Origin of the sequence: Xinfangfangia pollutisoli, from assembly GCF_020179405.1 — a bacterium.
Classification (GTDB): domain Bacteria; phylum Pseudomonadota; class Alphaproteobacteria; order Rhodobacterales; family Rhodobacteraceae; genus Pseudogemmobacter; species Pseudogemmobacter pollutisoli.
In genome coordinates this window covers 1-15,600 of sequence record NZ_JAICBZ010000029.1, presented here as the reverse complement: position 1 = coordinate 15,600, position 15,600 = coordinate 1, and the positions used below count along the sequence as shown (strand labels likewise).

The following is a 15,600-nucleotide window of genomic DNA, read 5'->3' as shown; positions in this document are numbered from 1 at the left end:
GCGCGCGCCCGAAGCGTCAGGTCACTTGATGCGGAACCAGTCCGAGGCGTTCCACAGTTCGGTGTCCCAGGTGTTCAGGATCACCCCGCCCAGCGTGTTCGAGGCCGCCGACAGACGGCCGCGGTCCACCAGCGGCACCACGACATAGCTGTCCTTGGTCAGCATCTCGTTCAGCTTCTTGGCGATCTCGGACCGCTTCGCCATGTCGGCGGTCTTCGACAGCTCTTCGACCATCGCATCATAGGCCGGGTCGCAGAAGCGGTTGATGTTCTCGCCCTGCCACTGATTTTCCGGGCCCGGGATCTTGTCGCACAGATATTGCGCCAGATAGGGCTCGGGATCGGTGCCGTCGAAGTTGTTGGCGTACATTTCGACATCGGCATAGAACTTCTGGAACGTGTCGGGGCTGCCGGCATCGCCGCCGAAGAACACGCTGGAATCGACGTTCTTCAGCTCGACTTCCACGCCCAGCTCGTTCCACCACGACTTGATCACCGCCTGGAAGTCCTGACGGACCGGGTTGGTCGAGGTCTGGTACAGCAGCGCCAGCTTCACGCCGTCCTTGTCGCGGATGCCGTCGCCGTTGCTGTCGGTCCAGCCGGCCTCTTCCAGCAGCGCCTTGGCGCCTTCCATGTCCTGCGCGATGCATTCGGTGTTGTCGGAGGCGAACATCTCGGGCGCGGGCACCAGGTTGCAGGTGGCGCGGCCGGCCTGGCCATAGCCGATATCGACCAGGGCCTGACGGTCGATCGCCATCGACAGCGCCTTGCGCACGCGGATATCCGACAGGACCGGGTGCGGATGCTTGGTGGTCGACCGCTCGCCTTCAGCCAGGCTGGGTGAGGGATCGGTCATGTTCATCTCGATCCGCTCGACCAGCGTGCCGAAGCCGTTCAGCAGCACGCCCTTGCCGCCGGCCGCCATCTGGGTCTGCATTTCCGGGTTGATCTGGGTGTTCCAGGCATAGTCGAATTCGCCGGTTTCCAGAACCGCCCGCGCCGCGGCCTGTGCGTCGCCGCCGCCCTTGACCGTCATCGTGGCGAAGGCGGGCTTGGCCGGATCGCGATAGTTCGGATTGGCTTCCAGCTCGACCGTGTCATTGACCTTGAAGTCCTTGACGATGAAGGGCCCGGTGCCGATCGGCATGAAGTTCTGGTCGGTGCAGGTCGAGGCCGCAGCGCCCAGGCAATTGGCGAATTGCGCCGCCTGCAGCAGGGGCGAGGTCGCGCCGACGAAGGCCGTATAGGGGTTGGGCTTCGGCGCGGTGTATTTGATCACGATGGTTTCGGCATCCGGCGTCTCGATCGCGGCGATGCCTTCATAGCGCGCGGCCTGGGCGCAGCCGCCCTCGGGATGGGTGCAATATTCATAGGTGAATTTCGCATCGGCCGAGGTCACCGGCGTGCCGTCCGACCACAGAAGGCCCGGCTTCAGCTTCCAGGTGATCTGCATCAGGTCTTCGGTCAGGCCGCCATTTTCCACCGTCGGAATGTCGACCACCAGGCGCGGGATCACCTCGCCCTTCTCGTTGAAGCCGGCCAGGCCTTCCAGCACCAGCGAGGCGGTTTCCACATCCTTCGTGCCCGAAGACAGATAGGGGTTCAGGATCGAGGGCGCCTGCCAGTACAGCACATTGACATGCCCGTCGGCGCCACGCTCGGCCAGCGCCGCCGTGCCGAAACCGGCAAAGGCAACCGCGCCCAGAAGAGCGGTTCTCATCTTCATCGCGAAACTCCTTGTTGGTTGGTCTGTTGTCTGTGGGACAGGGCCCCGAAGCCGCCGGTTGATCCGGCCTGATTGGTCTTTTCTGTGTAAAGATGGCAGGCGACCTGCCGGCCCGGCTCGACCTCGACCAGGTCCGGCCGCTCGATGCGGCAGCGGTCGAAGACCTTGGGGCAGCGGGTGCAGAAGGTGCAGCCGGCGGGCGGATTGGCGGGCGAGGGCACATCGCCCGTCAGGATGATGCGGTTGCGCCGCGCGGCCAGCTCGGGGTCGGGTTCGTTCACCGCCGACAAGAGCGCCTGGGTATAGGGATGCAGGGGATTGGCATAAAGCGCGGCCGAATTGGACAATTCGGCGATCCGTCCCAGATACATGACCGCAACCCGCGTCGCCAGATGGCGCACCATCGACAGGTCGTGGCTGATGAACAGATAGGTCAGGCCCAGCTTTTCCTGCAGGTCTTCCAGCAGGTTGACCACCTGCGCCTGGATACTGACATCCAGCGCCGCGATCGGCTCGTCGCAGACGATGAATTTCGGGTTCAAGGCCAGGGCCCGGGCAATGCCGATGCGCTGGCGCTGCCCGCCCGAGAATTCATGCGGATAGCGGTTGGCGAAGCGGCGGTTCAGCCCGACCGCATCCAGCAGCTCATAGACCCGCTCGGTCTTCCGCGCCCGCGGCCAGTCGGTATGTTCCTCCAGCGGCTCGGCGATGATCGAGGCGACGGTCATGCGCGGGTTCAGGCTGGCCTGCGGGTCCTGGAACACCATCTGCATGGTCGGACGCTTCTTGCGCAGCCGGTTGGGCGGCAGGGCCAGCACATCCTCGCCCTCGATTTCCACGCGGCCGGCGGTGGGTTCGTACAGCCGCAGGATCGCCCGGCCCACGGTCGACTTGCCGCAGCCGGATTCGCCGACCAGCCCCAGCGTCTCGCCCGCGGGAATGGTGAAGGACACATCGTCCACCGCCTTCACATCGCCGGTATGCTGGCGCAACAGCCCGGTGCGGATCGGGAAATACATCTTCAGCCCCTCGACCCGGACCAGCGGCTGGGGGGCATCGGCGGTCAGGTCACGCATGGGACACCTCGGCCGCGGCCAGCGGGGCGGCAGGGGCCTGCCAGTGGCAGGCGACGGCATGGCCCGCGCCCACCGGGCGCAGCGCCGGGTTTTCGGCATCGCAGCGGTCGAAGCGGTATTCGCAGCGCGCCCGGAACGGGCAGGCCGAGGGCGGGGCGTTCAGGATCGGCGGCTGGCCCTCGATCACCTTCAGCCGCGCCTCGCGCGGGCCCGAGATCTTGGGGATGGTCTGCAACAGCGCCCGCGTATAGGGGTGCTGGGGCCGGGCGAACAAGTCGCGCACCGGCGCCTCTTCCACCACCTGGCCGCCATACATCACCATCACCCGGTCGGCGATGCCGGCGATCACGCCCAGATCATGGGTGATCCAGACGATGGCCATGCCCAGCTTCTGGCGCAGATCCTTCATCAGTTCCAGAATCTGCGCCTGGATCGTCACATCCAGCGCCGTGGTGGGTTCATCGGCGATCAGCACATCGGGGTCGCAGGCCAGCGCGATGGCGATCATCACCCGCTGCCGCATCCCGCCCGAGAACTGATGCGGATAGTCGCCCAGCCGGCGCCGCGCATCGGGAATGCCCACCAGGTCCAGCAATTCCACCGCCCGCGCCGCCGCCTTGTCATGGCTCAGCCCCAGATGCTTGCGCAGGGGCTCCATGATCTGCATGCCCACGGTGAAGACCGGGTTCAGGCTGGTCATCGGGTCCTGGAACACGAAGCCCACCTTGCCGCCGCGGATGGCGCGCAATTCCTTCGGCCCGGCCTTCAGCATGTCGCGCCCGTTCAGCAGCGCCTCACCGCCGCGGATCATCGCCGGCGGCATCGGCAGCAGCCGCAGCAGCGACATCATCGTCACCGACTTGCCCGAGCCGCTTTCGCCCACGACACCCAGCACCTCGCCCCGCTGCAGCGAGAAGCTGACATCGTTCACGGCATGGACTTCGCCCGAACGGGTGCGAAAAACCGTCTTCAGGCCCCTGACATCAAGGACTGGCTGCGCCCCATCGGGCATGAACTTCTCCCCGTGACGTTTTCTTATTGTTTTTATTCGGTTTTCAGGCCGGGGTTTGTCCCCGGTCCTGCCGCGTTTGACGACTGTTCCCGATTTTTCACCGCCGATCAATCCCGTTTGTATCGGTCAAATCCAGCCGAAACAGTCGGCAGAATGTCGCATTGACCTAACAATCTGCCAGGTCTTGACAGCAGTGGGGGCAGGGTGAAGGCTTTCCACAACATCTGGGGGTTCGATGATGGATGAATTGACGCCACGGCAGATTCTCGACCGGCTGGTCAGCTTTCCGACAGTCAGCCGCAGCCCGAATCTTGATCTGATCGACTGGGTCGAAGCCTATCTGGCGGGCCATGGCATCGAAAGCCATCGGCATTGGAACGAAGACCGGACCAAGGCGGGGCTTTTCGCCCATGTCGGCCCTTGGGTCGAGGGCGCGGTGGTGCTGTCGGGCCATACCGATGTGGTGCCGGTCGACGGCCAGACCTGGAGTTCGGATCCCTGGACGGTGACCGAACGCGACGGGCGGCTTTACGGCCGCGGCTGCTGCGACATGAAGGGGTTCGACGCGCTGGCGCTTTGGGCCCTGGTGCGGGCGCATCACGCGGGCATCGCGCGGCCCCTGCAGATCGCGCTGTCCTATGACGAGGAAATCGGCTGCCTGGGCGCGCCGCCCCTGATCGACGCCATGCAGGGCGTGGTGCCGAAAGGCACGGCGGTGATCGTGGGCGAACCCAGCCGCATGCAGCTGATCACCGGCCACAAGGGCGGCGCGGGCTTCCATGTCCATGTGAAGGGCTATGAGGTCCACAGCTCGCTTCTGCCGCAGGGCGTGTCGGCGATCATGGAAGGCGCGCGTCTGATCCAGTGGATCAACGATCGCAACGCCGAGATCCAGGCCGCGCCGCGCGGCGCGCTGGGCGCGCGCTTCGATCCGCCCTTCACCACGCTGCATGTGGGCATGATCGAAGGCGGCACCGCCCATAACATCACCGCCGCCGATTGCCGCTTTGCCGTCGAGATGCGGGTGGTGCCGGATGACGATCTTGAGGCGCTGGCGGCCGCGTTCGAGGCCGAGTCCGCCCGCCTTGACGCGGCGCTCAAGGCGCGCCGGCCCGAGGCGGGGGTGCATCTGCAGCGCTTCTTCGGCGTGCCGGCCCTGACGCCCGAAGCCGACGGCCCGGCCGAGGCGCTGCTGCGCCAGTTGACCGGACAGAATGCCGCGGGCGTGGTCAGCTATGGCACCGAGGCGGGCCAGTTCCAGGAGGCGGGCTATTCCGCGGTGGTCTGCGGCCCGGGCGACATTGCCCAGGCGCATCAGCCCGACGAATTCCTGTCGCTGGCGCAGTTCCAGGCCGGCCATGATCTGATGAAGAAACTGGTGGAGCAGCTGGGATGAGCTTCCCGATCCATGACGGCACGCCGATCCGCTTTCCCGGCCCCGTGCCGGCCCAGGCCGATGTGGTGGTGATCGGGGCGGGGGTGGTCGGCGTGATGACCGCCTGGTTCCTGGCCGAAAAGGGCCTGCGCGTCGTTCTGTGCGAAAAGGGCCGGGTCGCGGGCGAGCAATCCAGCCGCAACTGGGGCTGGGTGCGCCAGCAGGGCCGCGATGCCGGCGAATTGCCGATCATGGTCGAGGCGCTGCGGATCTGGAAATCCCTGGCGCAAGAGCTGGGCGAGGGCCTGGGCTTCCGCCAGACCGGGGTGATGTATCTGGCCAAGACCGAGGCCGAGATGGCCGGGTTCGAGGCCTGGCTGCCGCATGCCCGCGACAATGCGCTTGATACGCGGATGCTGACCGCGGCCGAGGCGCTGTCGATGGTCCAGGGCGCCGCCGCGCCGTGGAAGGGCGCGATCTGGACCGCCTCGGATGCCAAGGCCGAGCCCTGGGTGGCGGTGCCGATGCTGGCCGCCGCCGCCGCCCGGCGCGGGGTCGTGGTGGTCGAGCAATGCGCGGTGCGGGCGCTTGATCTTGCTGGCGGAAAGATTGCCGGTGTCGTCACCGAACAGGGCCGGATCGCGGCCGAGCGGGTGGTGGTGGCGGCCGGCGCCTGGTCGCGGCTGTTCCTTGGCGCGCATGGCGTGAAGATCCCGCAGCTGGCGGTTCTGGCCAGCGTGGCCGAGACCGGGCCCCTGCCGCAGGTCTTTGACGGCGCAGCTTGCGATGATGATTTCGCGCTGCGGCGCCGGGCGGATGGCGGCTATACGCTGGCGCCGGGGGCCGAGCATGATTTCTTCATCGGCCGCGATGCCTTTGCCAGCTTCGGCGTCTATCTGCCTGTGCTGAAAAAGGATTTTCGCTCCACGCATTTCCGCCCGGCAGCCCCCGCGCAGTATCCCGATGCCTGGCTGACGCCCCGGCGCTGGGCGGCCGATCAGGTCTCGCCCTTCGAACGCCTGCGCATCCTGAACCCCGCGCCGAACCGCGCCACGCTGGGCCGGGTGCAGCACAGCTTCGCCAAGGCCTTTCCCGGCATCGGCCTGCCGCCCCTGCGCACCGCCTGGGCCGGCATGATCGACACCATGCCCGATGTGGTGCCGGTGGTGGACCATGCGCCGATCCCCGGCCTGACCATCGCCACGGGGATGAGCGGCCATGGCTTCGGCATCGGCCCCGGCATGGGCCGGGTCGTGGCCAGCCTGGTTGCGGGCGAAGACCCGGGCCACGATCTGTCGCGCTTCCGCCTGTCGCGCTTTTCCGATGGCACCAAGATCGCGCCGGGCCCCAGCCTTTGACGCCGCGCGCCGGAGTTTTCAAAAACTCCGGCCCGGAGCCTTCAAAGGCTCCGCCGCGATTTCTTCGAAGAAATCGCCCCCCTTGCCCCAGCCGCATCCTGGGTCCACCATCGCCGCAAAGGAGTGTCGCCCGTGCCCGTCAAGAACCGTTTCGCCGAGCTTCTGCCGGAAATCGCCGCCTGGCGCCGCGATTTCCATGAATATCCCGAGCTGATGTATGATCTGCCGCGCACCTCGGCCCGGGTGGCGGATCTGTGCCGCAGCTTCGGCTGCGACGAGGTGGTCGAAGGCATCGGCGGCAGCGGGCTGGTCGCGGTGATCCGCGGGCGCAGCACGGGGTCGGGTCGCACGCTGGGCCTGCGCGCCGATATGGACGCGCTGCCGATCGAAGAGACGACCGGGCTGCCCTATGCTTCGAAGACGCCGGGCAAGATGCATGCCTGCGGCCATGACGGCCATACCTCGATCCTGCTGGGCACGGCCAAGTATCTGGCCGAGACGCGCAATTTCGACGGCACGGTCGTCTGCATCTTCCAGCCGGCCGAGGAAGGCGGGGCCGGGGCCAAGGCGATGATCGACGATGGGCTGATGGACCGCTTCGCGATTGACGAGGTCTATGGGCTGCACAATGCCCCGGGCCTGCCGGTCGGCCATTTCGCGATCCGGCCCGGCGCCCTGCAGGCCTCGGCCGACGAGTTCCGCATCACCGTGACCGGCAAGGGCGGCCATGCGGCCGAGCCGCATCTGGCGGTGGACACCACGCTTGCGGCCTGTGCGACCGTGGTCGCGCTGCAATCGGTCGTCGCGCGCAATGCCGATCCGCTGGCGGCGCTGGTCTTGACCGTGGGCACGTTCCAAAGTGACAGCCGCGCCTCGAATGTGATCGCCCATCGCGTGGTGATGGAGGGCACGGTCCGCGCGCTGGATGGCCGGCTGCGCGATCTGGCCGAAGAGCGGATCAAGGCCGTCGCCACCGCGACCGCCGCCGCCTATGGCGCCACGGCCGAGGTCGTGTATCAGCGCGGCTATCCGGTGACGGTCAATGCAGTACAGGAAACCGGCTACGCCATTCGGGCCGCCGAAAGCGTCGCGGGCGCGGCGGCCGTGCAGCGCGACATCCCGCCGATCATGCCGGCCGAGGATTTCTCGTATATGCTGGAAGCCCGGCCTGGCGCCTATATCTTCCTGGGCAATGGCGACAGCGCCCAATGCCACAACCCCGCCTATGACTTCAACGATCAGGCCATTCCCGCCGGGTGCAGCTACTTTGTCGCCCTGGTCGAAACCCGCCTGCCCAAAGCCTGAGCCCGAAAGCCCGAGGACACCGCCATGCCCGTCAAGAACCGTTTCGCCGAACTGCTGCCCGAAATCACCGCCTGGCGCCGGGATTTCCACGAAAACCCCGAACTGATGTTCGAGGTGCATCGCACCGCCGCGCGCGTGGCCGATCTGTGCCGCGGCTTTGGTTGCGACGAGGTGGTGGAAGGCATCGGCCGCACCGGCGTTGTGGCGGTGATCAAGGGCCGAACCGATACGAAGGGCCGCGTCATCGGGCTGCGCGCCGATATGGACGCGCTGCCGATCGTCGAGCAGACCGGGCTGCCCTATGCCTCGAAGACCAGGGGTGCCATGCATGCCTGCGGCCATGACGGCCATACCTCGATGCTTCTGGGCGCGGCCAAGTATCTGGCCGAGACGCGGAATTTCGACGGCACCGTGATCTGCATCTTCCAGCCCGCCGAAGAGGGCGGCGGCGGCGGCAAGGAAATGGTCGATGACGGGCTGATGGACCGCTGGGGCGTGCAGGAAGTGTATGGCATGCACAACATGCCCGGCATCCCGGTTGGCCATTTCGCGATCCGCGAAGGCTCGATCATGGCGGCGGCCGACACGATCGAGATCACCGTGACCGGCAAGGGCGGCCATGCCGCCAAGCCGCATGACTGCGTCGACACAACCGTCGTCGCGGCGCATATCATCGTGGCCCTGCAGACCATCGCCAGCCGCAATGTCGACCCGCTGAAACAGGTGGTGGTCTCGGTCTGCTCGGTCGTGACCGACAGCCCGGCGCATAACGTGATCCCGCAGACCGTGGTGCTGAAGGGCACCGTGCGCACGCTGGATGCCGCGGTGCAGGATCAGGTGGAACGCCGGATCCATGAGATTGCGCAGGGCACGGCGCTGGCCTTGGGCGCCAGGGCCGTGGTCGATTACCAGCGCGGCTATCCGGTCACCGTCAACGCGCCGGAAAACACCGCCTATGCCGTCAAGGTGGCGCAGGACGTCTCGGGTCAGGTCAATGCCGACACCCCGCCGCTGATGGGGGCCGAGGATTTCAGCTATATGCTGAACGAACGCCCCGGCGCCTATATCTTCCTGGGCAATGGCGATACCGCCATGGTCCACCATCCCGCCTATAATTTCGACGACAATGCCATTCCCTTCGGCGCCAGCTGGTATGCCGGCATGGCCGAGGCGCGGATGCCCGCCGGCTGAGCCGCGCTGAAACGAATGCCCCCCGCGCCGCGTAGGGGGGACATGGACAAACCGGGTTCGCGATCCCACATCGGTCGCGTTCCCTATGCAGGAGACCTCCATGACCGCTTATGCCAAGACGGCCGAGGCCATCGCCCGGCTGAGCCCCGAACAATACCGCGTCACCCAGCAGAACGGCACCGAACGGCCCTGGTCGGGCGAATACAACATGAACAAGGCGCCGGGCATCTATGTCGATGTCGTCTCGGGCGAACCGCTGTTCGCCTCGGCCGACAAGTTCGAATCGGGTTGCGGCTGGCCGTCGTTCACCAAGCCTATCGAGCCCGCCCATGTGGTGGAACTGCGCGACATCACCCATGGCATGATCCGCACCGAAGTGCGCTCGACCCATGGCGACAGCCATCTCGGCCATGTCTTCCCCGACGGGCCGCGCGACCGGGGGGGCCTGCGCTACTGCATCAACTCGGCCTCGCTGCGCTTCATCCCGCGCGAGAAGATGGAAGAAGAAGGCTATGGCGCCTGGCTGGACCAGGTCGAGGAGGTGAAATGACCGAGACCGCAATCCTGGCCGGCGGCTGTTTCTGGGGCATGCAGGATCTGATCCGGCGGATCCCCGGCGTCCTGTCCAGCCGCGTGGGCTATACCGGCGGCGATGTGGCCCATGCGACCTACCGCAACCACGGCACCCATGCCGAGGGGATCGAGATCGTGTTCGACCCGGCGGTGCTGTCCTATCGCCGGCTGCTGGAATTCTTCTTCCAGATCCACGATCCGACCACGCTGAACCGGCAGGGCAATGACCGCGGGCTCAGCTATCGCTCGGGCATCTATTACCTGTCGGAAGACCAGCACCGCACCGCGCTGGACACGATCGCCGATGTCGATGCCTCGGGCCTTTGGCCGGGCAAGGTGGTGACCGAGGTCAAGCCCGCGGGCGATTTCTGGCAGGCCGAGCCCGAGCATCAGGATTACCTGCAGCGCCTGCCCAACGGCTATACCTGCCATTTCGTCCGGCCGAACTGGGTTCTGCCCAAGCGCGCCACCGCGGCGGAATGACCGATCTAAATGACCGATCCAGCAGGGGCCCGGCCCGGCGAGGTGGCGCTGGGCTTTGATCCGGGCCAGCGCGCCGATGCCGCGCTGGCCTTCATCGGCACCATCGCCTCGCCCTGGTCGCCCGGCAATTGCCCGAAGAACCTGCGCGAGGCGCGGGCGCTGGGCGGCGCTTTCAGCCTGACCCTGCGGCCCGCCTATCGCGCCGGGCTGCAGGGGCTTGCGGTGGGCGACCGGGTGATCGTTCTGTATTGGACGGGCGCGGCGCGGCGCGACCTGATCGTGCAGGCGCCCGCCCACAGGCCCGGCCCCACCGGCGTCTTCGCCCTGCGCTCGCCCGCGCGGCCCAACCCGGTGGCGCTGGCGGTGGTGCGGATCACTGCGCTCGATGCCGGGGCAGGGCGGCTGGGGCTGGATGCGATCGACGCCTTCGACGGCACGCCGGTTCTGGACCTGAAGCCGTTCCTCCCCTCGGTCGATCTGCCGCCCGATCCGGCCTGACGGCGCCCCGGCTGGCCCCCCCTGTGCCTTGCCCCTGTTGCATCCCTGCCGCAGCCCTGTGGCCCTGCGGGGGCGAATTCCCGGCCCGGGGCCTTTTCAAGCCCGGATGCCGCCGTTACTCAGGATGGAACCGGGGGCAAATCTGTGGGCAGGGGCGGGGTGCGATGACCTATTGCGTGGGGCTGTTGCTGAATGAGGGCATGGTCTGCCTGTCGGACACCCGCACCAATGCCGGGCTGGACAATATCTCGACCTATCGCAAGATGTTCACCTTCGAGGAACCGGGCGAGCGGGTGATCGTGATCATGACCGCGGGCAGCCTGTCGGTCAGCCAGACCACGATCGCGCAGCTGCGCGAGGCGATCGACGATCCCGAGGCCACGGGCGAGACCTCGATCATGCTGGCGCCGACCATGCTGAAGGTGGCCGAGGTGGTGGGCGACAGGCTGGCCGCGGTGCGGGCCGAGATCGACGGCAAGCTGGCCGCCGCCCAGCAGGGCGCCACCGCCAGCATGATCGTCGCCGGCCAAAGGAAGGGCGGCGCGATGCGGCTGTTCCTGATCTACCCGGAAGGCAATTTCATCGAAGCCACCGAGGACACGCCCTTCCTGCAGATCGGCGAGCATAAATACGGCAAGCCCATTCTCGACCGGGTGGTCAAGCCCACGACCTCGCTTCTCGACGCGCAGAAGGCGGTGCTTCTGTCGATGGATTCGACCCTGCGGTCCAATCTGTCAGTGGGCATGCCGCTGGATCTGTGCGTGATCGAGAAGGATGCCTGCCAGGTCACGATGCGGCGGCGAATCGAGGCCGGCGATCCGGGCTTCCGCGCCATGTCCGAGGCCTGGTCAAAGGCGCTGCGCGACGGTTTCACCCAGATTGTGATCTGAAACCCGCCGGCCCCCCGTGATATCCTGTCGCAGCCCCTTTTCCTGCGCCCGGCGGAAGCGTAGCTTTGCCCGATGACAGGAGGTGCGCCCATGCCCAAGCTGATCCGTCTCTACATCCAGTCCATCGCCGTCGGCTTTGCCTTGGCCGCCGCCTTTGCCGGGCTGCTGGTCTGGCAGGATGTGATGGGCGTCGGGCGGCTGATCCTTGGGTCGTCCAGCGGCTATATCGCGCTGGCCATGCTGATCGTCTTCAACGGGATCGTGTTCTCGGGCGTGCAATTCGCGCTGCGCATCATGATGCTGGCCGAACCGGATGAGGGCCCGAAGGGCGGGCTGCGCCAGCATGTCCTGCCCGCGCCGGTCCGCGCGCCGGTGGCGGTTCCGGCCAAGGCTGCCGCGCCGCGGGCGGGCCAGCGCCGCCGCTAGGCTCACGTTTCCCGTCAAAGTCTGTAGCGAAGCCGCCGGTTTCGTGACCCGGCGCGGCCCCGCCGCGCGGCAGACCCCCATCGCGGCGGCACAGGCGCGCGGGGCGGGTTTCCCTTCCCGCCGCCCCGCCCTAGGGCTGGGGCCGGAACGAGGGAAAGGGTATGTCATGGACCTGCAACTGATCCGCAGCTTTGTCGAAGTGGCGACGCATGGCTCTTTTGCCGCCGCCTCCGAGCGGCTTTTCGTCACCCAGTCGGCCGTCTCGCTGCGCATCCAGCGCCTGGAAGAACAATTGGGCCGGCCGCTGTTCCTGCGCTCGAAGGAAGGCGTGACGCTGACCCCCGCGGGGCGCGAATTCCGCAGCTTCGCCCTGACGATCATGAACAATTGGGAACAGGCCCGCCGCCGGGTCAGCGCGGTCGAGACGGCGGGCGAGACGCTGGCGCTGGGCGCGCAGGCCTCGCTCTGGCCGCGGCTGGGCTTTCGCTGGCTGGATGCGCTGCAAGAGGCGCGCCCGGGCCTGCATCTGACCGCCGAGATGGCAACGGCCGAGGGGCTGGCGCAGATGATCCTGTCGGGCGCGGCCCAGGCGGTGCTGACCTATGCGCCGCTGGTCCGGCCGGGGCTGAGCTGCACGCGGCTGATCGACGACCAACTGGTCCTGGTCTCGGGCCGGCCGGGGCTGAGCGTGGCCGATCTTGAGGGCCGCTATGTGCTGGCCGATTGGGGCGCCGATTTCCTGCGCTTCCACGAAGAGGCGCTGCCGGCCCTGAAGGCGCCGCCGGTGACGATGGGTCTGGGCGCGCTGGCGGGGCTGTATATCGGCTCGCGCGGGCTGGCCGCCTATCTGCCGGCGCGCTATGTGCGCCAGACGGTCGAGACGGGCGCCCTGCATCTGGTGCCCGATGCCCCCGCCTTCGCCCATCCGATCCATGTGATCTGGCGCGACGACCTGCCAAAGGATCTGGCCGATGTGGCACGCATGACACTGGAAATGGTGGCCGCCCAGGCCGAGGCCGACACGTCGGTGATGATGGATCTGGTCTGACCGGCCGGCCCCGCCGGGTGAAGTTCTGGCCGTAAACATCTGTCTTATATGAATTTTTCTGATAAGCGGCCAGGCACTGGGGCAAAAGGCACAGAAATCCAGTCCGCGCGACACGAGTTCTTCTCGCGACATCCTCAAGCATCCTGAATGTTCCGATTCCGGCCCCGGGGGTTAGGTCTATTGCATCGCCGGCGGGTTGGCCGCCCGGCAGACATCGGAAAGGACATGCAGATGAATCGCATCATGCTTCTGGCATCGGCATCCAGCCTTGCAGCCCTGATTGGCGGCGCCGCGATGGCGCAGGAAACCATCACGGGCATCGACGCCCTGGACGACCGCATCGACGACATCGAGCGCGACGTGGCCGATGATATGGCGCGCGCCGAAGACGCGGCGCGCTTTGGCAGCCCCGAAGGGCGGCAGGGCTTCTCGGGCTCGGCGGCGCTGGGCTATTCGGGCAAGACCGGCAACAACGAATCCCAGGATCTCAGCCTGGGGCTGAGGCTGCGCCATGCGCAGGGCCCCTTCGTGCAGACCCTGGGCGCGGCGCTGGACTTCTCGGAATCCGAGGGCAGCTCGACCAAGGAAGACATCTTCGCGGTCTATGACGCGAACTACTACTTCAACCAGAACTTCTACGGCTTCGTTCTGGGCCGGCTGCAGATGGACGGGCTGGCCGACGAATTGACCGCCGATGACATCGCCGATGGCGTCGCGCTGTCCGACAAGGTGCGCCGCGATGCCTTCCTGGGCTTCGGTCCGGGCTATCGGGTGGTGAACACGCCCGAGATGACCTGGCGCGTCCAGGCCGGTATCGGCATCAGCTATCTGGAGTTCGGCGACGACACTTCGGTCACGGAAGAGGCCGCCATCGCCTCGTCGCGGTTCTTCTACAAGTTCAACGACAATGTCTTCCTGACCAATGACACCGACATCCTGAATTCGGACACGGCGCTGCGTGCCAACAACGATCTCGGGGTGAACTTCAAGATGACCGACACGATCTCGACCCGGGTCAGCTATCTCAGCGAATACAATGACAGCCGGGCGATCAAGACCGACAACAAGCTTGGCGTGTCGATCGTCTTCGGCTTCTAAACGCGCCGGGACACGACCGGAACCAGATCGGGGGCGGGGCAACCCGCCCCCGATTTTTCGTCGAAAAATCGGGGCGTTGCAGAGGGGTTGGGTGGCGGGCCCGCAGCGGCCGTGGAGGACATGGTTTCCCGAGAGCCAGAGGTCTCAGGTGGGCGCCAGATACCCGGACCAGGATCCGGGCAGAGCCAGCCCCCGTTCGCTTGCTTATCGGCCACTGGAAAAAAGACCTCACACGCGAAGAGCAGCACCCGCCGCCGTCAAATGTAGGACGGGGCAGGGGCGGCTGCAAGGACCGGCCGGAAGATGCGGCGCGGACCGATCGCAGCCGGCCCGGGGCGATGCCGGCAAAATGCGCCGCGGCCGCCGCCGGGATCTGGACAGATGTTCACACTTGGTTCATGTTTTGCGCATGGACCAATCGCTTGATCTTCTTCCCGCCATGCCCGGCCAGCGCCTGGCCCGGGGCGTCAGTCGCGCCCTGGCCGCGCTGGGCTTTGCGCCCGCCACCGAAGTGACCCTTGCCACCGGGCTGCGCGTCGATGTGATGGCGCTTGGCCCGAAGGGCGAATTATGGGTGGTGGAATGCAAGTCGGGCCGCGCCGATTTCCGGGCCGACCGCAAATGGCAGGGCTATCTCGACTATTGCGACCGCTTCTTCTGGGCGGTCGATGCCGATTTCCCGGCCGATCTGCTGCCGCCCGAGACCGGGCTGATCCTGGCCGATGCCTATGATGCCGAGATCCTGCGCATGGCGCCCGAGACACCGCTGGCGGGCGCAAGGCGCAAGGCGCTGACCCAGGCCTTCGCGCGCCAGACCGCGCGCCAGCTGATGGCGCTGCGCGATCCGCTGGCACAGGTGCTGTAGCCCGCCGCCAAGGCAGGCGCGGGCGCGTGACGAAGCGCCAGCCGCAGCCGCAGATTTAGCCCAAGGCCCCGGCTCAGCGCCGCTTGCCGCGGGTTTCGCCCATCTGGCGCGCCGCTTCCGCCGCCGCGCGCAGCTCTTCGGCAATGTCTTCCGCCTCGTCCGGGTCGAAATCCAGCGGCAGCTCGATCCCGCCCTCGGCCTCGATATAGATCCGCACCATGCCCTGATCGGTCGGACCGATCTGGATATCGGCCGAAATATCGCTTTGCTTGTTGATCCCCATCGCCTGCCTCGCCTTGCCGCGCTTCTCCGGTCTCTCTCGCTAGCCCCGAACACCCCCGGGCCGCAAGCCGGAATTGCTTGACAGAATCAAGCAAATCGCCTCGCCTTGGGTCATGGACCAGATCGACCGCATCCGCGCCTTCAACCGCCTCTGGACCCGCCGCATCGGCGTGCTGGGGCGCAGCTACCTGGGCTCGGGCCTTGGCCTGACCGAGGTGCGGCTGCTGCATGACCTGGACGGTGCGCCGCCGCTGCGGGCCCGCGACCTGGCCCAAAGCCTGGGTCTGGACGAGGCGCAGGTTTCGCGCGCACTGGCAGGCTTCGACCGCCGCGGCTGGCTGACGCGCAGTCCCGGTCCCGACCGCCGCGCCCGGCTTCTGGCGCTGACCCCGGCC

The 15,600-nt window shown here is 66.9% G+C and carries 17 protein-coding genes; 13 read left to right on the top strand and 4 right to left on the bottom strand.

The window, feature by feature from the left end:
* Positions 1 to 21: 21 nt before the first annotated feature.
* The 3 genes from K1Y73_RS10550 to K1Y73_RS10540 are packed head-to-tail and all read right to left on the bottom strand — an operon-like array spanning position 22 to position 3,813.
* The gene (locus K1Y73_RS10550) at positions 22 to 1,725 is read right to left on the bottom strand and encodes a peptide ABC transporter substrate-binding protein (RefSeq protein WP_225028259.1); all 1,704 of its coding nucleotides are present in this window, start codon (positions 1,723 to 1,725) and stop codon (positions 22 to 24) included.
* Positions 1,722 to 2,801: an ABC transporter ATP-binding protein gene (locus K1Y73_RS10545; RefSeq protein ID WP_318248234.1), complete on the bottom strand. Its 1,080-nt coding sequence runs from the start codon at positions 2,799 to 2,801 to the stop codon at positions 1,722 to 1,724. The genes K1Y73_RS10550 and K1Y73_RS10545 overlap by 4 nt, the downstream gene beginning before the upstream one ends.
* Positions 2,794 to 3,813: an ABC transporter ATP-binding protein gene (locus K1Y73_RS10540; RefSeq protein WP_225028258.1), complete on the bottom strand. Its 1,020-nt coding sequence runs from the start codon at positions 3,811 to 3,813 to the stop codon at positions 2,794 to 2,796. The genes K1Y73_RS10545 and K1Y73_RS10540 overlap by 8 nt, the downstream gene beginning before the upstream one ends.
* A gap of 235 nt (positions 3,814 to 4,048) precedes the next feature.
* Between K1Y73_RS10540 and argE the strand changes: the two genes are divergently transcribed.
* The 12 genes from argE (at position 4,049) to K1Y73_RS10480 (ending at position 14,923) form a co-directional block, all read left to right on the top strand.
* Positions 4,049 to 5,209 carry an acetylornithine deacetylase gene (gene argE / locus K1Y73_RS10535; protein ID WP_225028257.1) on the top strand — a complete coding sequence of 387 codons (1,161 nt, stop codon included), beginning with the start codon at positions 4,049 to 4,051 and terminating at the stop codon, positions 5,207 to 5,209.
* Positions 5,206 to 6,546, top strand: coding sequence for an NAD(P)/FAD-dependent oxidoreductase (locus K1Y73_RS10530; protein ID WP_225028256.1), 1,341 nt, complete (start codon positions 5,206 to 5,208; stop codon positions 6,544 to 6,546). Before argE ends, K1Y73_RS10530 begins: the two co-directional genes overlap by 4 nt.
* A 132-nt stretch (positions 6,547 to 6,678) precedes the next feature.
* Complete coding sequence (locus tag K1Y73_RS10525) at positions 6,679 to 7,851, top strand: M20 aminoacylase family protein (RefSeq protein WP_225028255.1); 1,173 nt, start codon at positions 6,679 to 6,681, stop codon at positions 7,849 to 7,851.
* 24 nt (positions 7,852 to 7,875) lie between these two features.
* Positions 7,876 to 9,042, top strand: a complete 1,167-nt coding sequence (locus K1Y73_RS10520) for a M20 aminoacylase family protein (RefSeq protein WP_225028254.1) — start codon at positions 7,876 to 7,878, stop codon at positions 9,040 to 9,042.
* 100 nt (positions 9,043 to 9,142) lie between these two features.
* Positions 9,143 to 9,592, top strand: coding sequence for a peptide-methionine (R)-S-oxide reductase MsrB (gene msrB, locus K1Y73_RS10515; RefSeq protein ID WP_225028253.1), 450 nt, complete (start codon positions 9,143 to 9,145; stop codon positions 9,590 to 9,592).
* A complete protein-coding gene (gene msrA, locus K1Y73_RS10510) occupies positions 9,589 to 10,098 on the top strand; it encodes a peptide-methionine (S)-S-oxide reductase MsrA (protein WP_225028252.1) in 510 nt (169 codons plus the stop codon). Before msrB ends, msrA begins: the two co-directional genes overlap by 4 nt.
* 9 nt (positions 10,099 to 10,107) lie before the next feature.
* Entirely contained in the window at positions 10,108 to 10,596 is a 489-nt protein-coding gene (locus K1Y73_RS10505; RefSeq protein WP_225028251.1) for a TrmO family methyltransferase domain-containing protein, read from the top strand.
* A 164-nt stretch (positions 10,597 to 10,760) separates the two neighbouring features.
* Positions 10,761 to 11,486 (top strand): proteasome-type protease, encoded by a 726-nt coding sequence (locus K1Y73_RS10500; protein WP_225028250.1) that lies wholly within the window; start codon positions 10,761 to 10,763, stop codon positions 11,484 to 11,486.
* Between the two features lie 90 nt (positions 11,487 to 11,576).
* A complete protein-coding gene (locus tag K1Y73_RS10495) occupies positions 11,577 to 11,912 on the top strand; it encodes a hypothetical protein (RefSeq protein WP_225028249.1) in 336 nt (111 codons plus the stop codon).
* Between the two features lie 166 nt (positions 11,913 to 12,078).
* On the top strand, positions 12,079 to 12,960 hold the full coding sequence (locus K1Y73_RS10490) for a LysR family transcriptional regulator (RefSeq protein WP_225028248.1): 882 nt from the start codon (positions 12,079 to 12,081) through the stop codon (positions 12,958 to 12,960).
* Between the two features lie 231 nt (positions 12,961 to 13,191).
* The gene (locus tag K1Y73_RS10485) at positions 13,192 to 14,058 is read left to right on the top strand and encodes a DUF481 domain-containing protein (protein ID WP_225028247.1); all 867 of its coding nucleotides are present in this window, start codon (positions 13,192 to 13,194) and stop codon (positions 14,056 to 14,058) included.
* A 409-nt stretch (positions 14,059 to 14,467) separates the two neighbouring features.
* The gene (locus K1Y73_RS10480; protein ID WP_225028246.1) at positions 14,468 to 14,923 is read left to right on the top strand and encodes an MmcB family DNA repair protein; all 456 of its coding nucleotides are present in this window, start codon (positions 14,468 to 14,470) and stop codon (positions 14,921 to 14,923) included.
* A gap of 73 nt (positions 14,924 to 14,996) precedes the next feature.
* Here K1Y73_RS10480 and K1Y73_RS10475 read toward each other — a convergent pair whose 3' ends face one another.
* On the bottom strand, positions 14,997 to 15,206 hold the full coding sequence (locus K1Y73_RS10475) for a DUF6324 family protein (protein ID WP_225028245.1): 210 nt from the start codon (positions 15,204 to 15,206) through the stop codon (positions 14,997 to 14,999).
* 112 nt (positions 15,207 to 15,318) lie between these two features.
* Between K1Y73_RS10475 and K1Y73_RS10470 the strand changes: the two genes are divergently transcribed.
* On the top strand, positions 15,319 to 15,600 hold a 282-nt coding region (locus tag K1Y73_RS10470; RefSeq protein ID WP_225028244.1), incomplete at its 3' end, for a MarR family winged helix-turn-helix transcriptional regulator.

Bases quoted from the DNA above. Each gene is read 5' to 3' on its own strand.
- msrA (WP_225028252.1), top strand. From the start codon at position 9,589: ATGACCGAGACCGCAATCCTGGCCGGCGGCTGTTTCTGGGGCATGCAG.
- K1Y73_RS10550 (WP_225028259.1), bottom strand. From the start codon at position 1,725: ATGAAGATGAGAACCGCTCTTCTGGGCGCGGTTGCCTTTGCCGGTTTC.
- K1Y73_RS10530 (WP_225028256.1), top strand. From the start codon at position 5,206: ATGAGCTTCCCGATCCATGACGGCACGCCGATCCGCTTTCCCGGCCCC.
- K1Y73_RS10540 (WP_225028258.1), bottom strand. From the start codon at position 3,813: ATGCCCGATGGGGCGCAGCCAGTCCTTGATGTCAGGGGCCTGAAGACG.
- K1Y73_RS10505 (WP_225028251.1), top strand. From the start codon at position 10,108: ATGACCGATCCAGCAGGGGCCCGGCCCGGCGAGGTGGCGCTGGGCTTT.
- K1Y73_RS10490 (WP_225028248.1), top strand. From the start codon at position 12,079: ATGGACCTGCAACTGATCCGCAGCTTTGTCGAAGTGGCGACGCATGGC.
- K1Y73_RS10485 (WP_225028247.1), top strand. From the start codon at position 13,192: ATGAATCGCATCATGCTTCTGGCATCGGCATCCAGCCTTGCAGCCCTG.
- K1Y73_RS10495 (WP_225028249.1), top strand. From the start codon at position 11,577: ATGCCCAAGCTGATCCGTCTCTACATCCAGTCCATCGCCGTCGGCTTT.
- K1Y73_RS10545 (WP_318248234.1), bottom strand. From the start codon at position 2,801: ATGCGTGACCTGACCGCCGATGCCCCCCAGCCGCTGGTCCGGGTCGAG.
- argE (WP_225028257.1), top strand. From the start codon at position 4,049: ATGATGGATGAATTGACGCCACGGCAGATTCTCGACCGGCTGGTCAGC.
- K1Y73_RS10480 (WP_225028246.1), top strand. From the start codon at position 14,468: ATGGACCAATCGCTTGATCTTCTTCCCGCCATGCCCGGCCAGCGCCTG.
- msrB (WP_225028253.1), top strand. From the start codon at position 9,143: ATGACCGCTTATGCCAAGACGGCCGAGGCCATCGCCCGGCTGAGCCCC.
- K1Y73_RS10500 (WP_225028250.1), top strand. From the start codon at position 10,761: ATGACCTATTGCGTGGGGCTGTTGCTGAATGAGGGCATGGTCTGCCTG.
- K1Y73_RS10520 (WP_225028254.1), top strand. From the start codon at position 7,876: ATGCCCGTCAAGAACCGTTTCGCCGAACTGCTGCCCGAAATCACCGCC.
- K1Y73_RS10475 (WP_225028245.1), bottom strand. From the start codon at position 15,206: ATGGGGATCAACAAGCAAAGCGATATTTCGGCCGATATCCAGATCGGT.